The 1,199-nt window shown below is 65.7% G+C and carries 1 protein-coding gene and 2 pseudogenes; 1 reads left to right on the forward strand and 2 read right to left on the reverse strand.

Annotation, left to right across the window (positions count from 1 at the left end; genetic code table 11):
• A partial coding sequence (locus Q2K20_RS18095; RefSeq protein WP_317177064.1) for an oxidoreductase C-terminal domain-containing protein occupies positions 1–255 on the forward strand: 255 nt, incomplete at its 5' end.
• Between the two features lie 535 nt (positions 256–790).
• Here the strand turns inward: Q2K20_RS18095 and Q2K20_RS18100 are convergent.
• Both Q2K20_RS18100 and Q2K20_RS18105 read right to left on the reverse strand, forming a co-directional pair.
• Positions 791–1,048, reverse strand: a pseudogene (locus Q2K20_RS18100) (TetR family transcriptional regulator); the annotation flags it as partial.
• 11 nt (positions 1,049–1,059) lie between these two features.
• Positions 1,060–1,199: pseudogene (locus Q2K20_RS18105) on the reverse strand (alcohol dehydrogenase); the annotation flags it as partial.

Consider the following 1,199-nt stretch of genomic DNA (forward strand, 5'->3'; position numbering starts at 1 on the left):
CCCTGGTTCTGGTCAGATCAATACGATCTCAAGCTGCAGATCGCCGGTCTCAACACCGGTTACGACGAAGTCGTCCTCAGCGGTGACCCCACCCGGGACCGCGACTTCAGCTGCTTCTACCTCCGTGGTGGCGAGCTCCTTGCTGCAGACTGCATCAACCGCCCCCGCGATTTCATGTTCAGCAAGCGAGCCATCACCCAGCAGCTTCCCGTCGATAGGGCCGAGCTGATGCTCGGCGGACTTGCCCGCAGTTGATCGATCGTGGGTGTTGGATACGACGAGCAGCGACCGTGTTTCGGAAAGGAACATCAATTGACGACCGTGATTCGCCACCCTCGTCGAGCGGGGTGGGACCCGGAGTGTGAAGCGATTCGGCACCACATGCTGCGCACCTACACCTGCCCAGCGTTGAGACCGTCGTAGAGACACTGAGGTGAGACACCCGGTCAGTGTGGATTGAGGCTGGGGCCTCGTCGCGCCGGCGGCGGATCCGCAGGGCCCGTGGTCCGACCGGGCGAAGCGCCGGTCCTTTACCGCGGACTTCACACGTCGGATCGTTGCTGAATATGATGCGGCCCCCGCCGGCGCGAAGGGCGCCGTCCTGCGCCGGGGGCGTCTCTATGATTCGCACGTCAAGGAATAGCGGGCCGCGATCGCCGCCGGCACCCTGGGCGGGGTGAAGAAGGCTGGCCGCAGCCCGCGCAGTCCCGAGCAGGCCCGCATCGCCGAGCTGGAACGCAAGCTCGGCAAGGCTGAGGCCGAGTCGGCGCGTAAGGACGAGGTCCTCGCCGAGATCCAGTCCCACCCTGCGCACGTCCTCGATCCGCTGTTCGATCATGTGACCGAGCGCGGCGGTGATGAGGTCCTCCCGGGTCGGGAAGTGGTGCTGTGCGGCGCCCCGGGAGACGCCGGCGGCGGCGGCCACCGCACCCACGGTGGTCGCCGCCCAGCCCTGTGTCGCCAGGAGATCGATGGAGGCACCGAGCAGTCGTTCCCGCGTGAGGCGGCTACGGTCCTGCTTGGGGGTCCGTTGCTCGGGCTCCGTCATACATCCTCCTGTTACCAGTCCTGCTCGTCGTAGATGATCACACCGCGGATGTTCTTGCCGTCGCGCATGTCCTGGTACCCCTGGTTGATCTCCTCGAGCCGGTACGTCTTGGTGACGAGCTCGTCCAGTTTGAGGTTCCCGGCGCGGTACT

This window comes from Dietzia sp. IN118, from assembly GCF_032905965.1.
GTDB lineage: Bacteria > Actinomycetota > Actinomycetes > Mycobacteriales > Mycobacteriaceae > Dietzia > Dietzia kunjamensis.